Annotated in this window: 3 protein-coding genes; all 3 read left to right on the forward strand. The window is 68.2% G+C overall.

Going from position 1 to position 2,601, the window contains the following annotated elements:
* Nucleotides 1-1,053 (forward strand): FAD-dependent monooxygenase (locus ACTIFJ_RS15255; protein WP_439534968.1); only part of this gene is annotated, 1,053 nt, incomplete at its 5' end.
* A gap of 55 nt (nucleotides 1,054-1,108) precedes the next feature.
* Nucleotides 1,109-2,053: a UDP-2,3-diacylglucosamine diphosphatase gene (locus ACTIFJ_RS15260; protein WP_439534969.1), complete on the forward strand. Its 945-nt coding sequence runs from the start codon at nucleotides 1,109-1,111 to the stop codon at nucleotides 2,051-2,053.
* A partial coding sequence (locus ACTIFJ_RS15265; protein WP_439534970.1) for a glycosyltransferase occupies nucleotides 2,053-2,601 on the forward strand: 549 nt, incomplete at its 3' end. The genes ACTIFJ_RS15260 and ACTIFJ_RS15265, both read left to right, overlap by 1 nt.

Below are 2,601 nucleotides of genomic sequence, written 5' to 3' on the forward strand. Positions count from 1 at the left end.
GTCGGCGCCGGTATTTCGGTGACGCCCAATGCCGTCAAGGCGCTGGTTTCGCTGGGGCTGGGCGAGGCCCTGGCGGCGTCGGCGCAGGCGGTGCCGGTGCAGCATGTCCATGAAGGGATCACCGGCCGGCTGCTGAAGAGCATCGATCGGAGCGATGTCGTCAGCCGTTACGGGGCGCCCTATCTAATGATGCACCGCGCCGACCTGCATGCGCTGCTGGTGGCGGCGGTGCGGGCCAATGACAGCCAGGCGCTGCGGACTGGGCAGCGGGTGGTCGGCATCACCGCCGGCGACACCGGGGCGCGGCTGACGTTAGACGATGGCAGCACCCTCGATGCCGCGGTGGTGATCGGCGCCGATGGCGCGCGGTCGCCCGTCCGTACGCAGGTCTTTGGTGACGAGGGCGCCGATTTTACCGGCCACGTCGCCTGGCGCCTGCTGGTGCCTGCCGCGGACGCGCCGGCCAGCGCCAGCGAGCCGGGCTCGAAGGTCTGGACCGGGGCCGAGCGGTCCTTTGTTCGCTATGCCGTGCGGAGCGGCACGCTGATCAATTGCGTGGGGCTGACCCGCAGCGGCCTGTGGCGGGCCGAGGGCTGGTCGCAGGCGGTACCCGTCTCGGAGATGGCGCAGCTGTTTGCCGATTTCGTGCCCGAGGTGCGCGACCTGATCGCCGCGGCGCCGGGGGGCATGGTCAACAGCTGGGGGCTGTTCGTGCGGCCGGTGGCGCGCCGGATGGTGGCCGGCACGGTGGCGCTGCTGGGAGACGCAGCGCATCCGATGCTGCCGTTCATGGGGCAGGGGGCGGCGATGGCCATCGAGGACGGGGTGATGCTCGGCCGCTGCTTTGCCGAGGCGCCGACGGCGACACTGGCGCTTGGTCTTTATCAGCAGGCGCGGCTGGCGCGGTGCCAACTCGTTCAGGCCGAATCGGCGCTGGGTGCCGATCGCCTCCAGCAGGCCGGCGCCGATGCTCGCCGGCTCGCCCGTGACGAGGACAGCCTCGGGCTGTTCGATTATGACCCGAGCCGCGTGGAGATCACAGCTTTGCCGTGAAGCCTGATATTTGGGTGTCGCCGGCTTGTCACATACAAGATGTAGAGGCGGCGCCATGAAGCAAGTGGAAGGCCGGGTGATGGCAAGTCTGCCGCTACTGGACCGCGACGACAGCGAGACCACATCAAGGCTGAAAGACGCCCCGCCTCTGCCGCCGTCTTTGTTCGCCCGCGCGCCCGGCCCGGCACACTGGCACCAGGATGACGAGCTGACCTCGCGCGGCCGTATCAAGCTGCGGACCGTGTGGATATCGGACACCCATCTCGGTACCGCCGGCTGCAATGCCGAGCTGCTGCATGATTTCCTCTGCTCGGTGAAGCCCGACACGCTGTATCTGGTCGGCGACATCATCGATGGCTGGCGGCTCAAGCGCGGCTGGTACTGGCCGCAGCGCCATAATGATATCGTCCGCCGCGTGCTCAAGCTGGCAAACAAGGGGACGCGCGTCGTCTATATCCCGGGCAATCATGACGAGGCGCTGCGCGATTTCACCTTGCTGGCCTTCGGCGGCGTCGAGGTGGTGCCGGAAGCCATCCATGAGACCCTAGACGGGCGCCGCTTCCTGGTGCTGCACGGCGATGAGTTCGATGGCGTGGTGCTCTATGCCCGCTGGCTCGCCTTCCTGGGCGACCTTGGCTATTCGTTGCTGTTGCGCGCCAATGGCTGGTTCAACTGGGGCCGCCGGCAGTTCGGGCTGCCCTATTGGTCGATGTCGGCGCATGTGAAGAAGCGGGTCAAGAACGCCGTGGCGTTCATCTCGCGGTTCGAGGAGACGGTGGCCCGCGCGGCGCGGGAACGCGGGGTCGACGGCGTGGTCTGTGGCCATATTCATTCGGCCGAAATCCGCGAGTTCGACGGCATCACCTATATGAACGACGGCGACTGGGTCGAAAGCTGCACGGCGCTCGTCGAGCATCATGACGGCCGCATCGAAATCCTCGACTGGGCGGCGCGCGTGGCCGCCCTCAAGCTCTCGGCCGGCGCAGAGAAGGTCCATTGATGCGGATCACGCTGGTCACCGACGCCTGGATGCCGCAGGTCAATGGCGTGGTTCGGACGCTGGCGACGATCGTCGATATCGCCACCGCGCGTGGCCACACTGTGCAGGTGATCAGTCCGGACCGGTTCCGGTCGATGGCGATGCCGGGCTATCGCGAAATCCGGTTGGCGCTGGCGACGCGGCGGCAGATTGCAACGGCGATCGCCGGCTTCGCGCCCGATGCCGTGCATATTGCCACCGAAGGGCCGCTGGGGTGGCTGGCGCGGGGCTGGTGCCTGGCGCATGGCATTGCCTTCACGACGAGCTTTCACACCCGCTTCCCCGACTATGTGGCGGCCCGGACCGGGCTGCCCAAGGGGCCGGTGTGGCGCCTGCTGCGTCGCTTCCACGGGCCGGCCGCCCATGTGCTCGTCGCGACGCCGCGGCTCGCTGACGAGTTGGCAACGCATGGGCTGGGCCATACGAGGCCGTTCACGCGCGGTGTCGACCTGCGGCTGTTCGCGCCCGATACGCCGCCGCATCCGGCGATGGCCGCACTGCCCGGGCCG

The organism is Polymorphobacter sp., assembly GCF_051860865.1.
Taxonomy (GTDB): domain Bacteria; phylum Pseudomonadota; class Alphaproteobacteria; order Sphingomonadales; family Sphingomonadaceae; genus Sandarakinorhabdus.

Bases quoted from the DNA above. Each gene is read 5' to 3' on its own strand.
- ACTIFJ_RS15260 (WP_439534969.1), top strand. From the start codon at position 1,109: ATGAAGCAAGTGGAAGGCCGGGTGATGGCAAGTCTGCCGCTACTGGAC.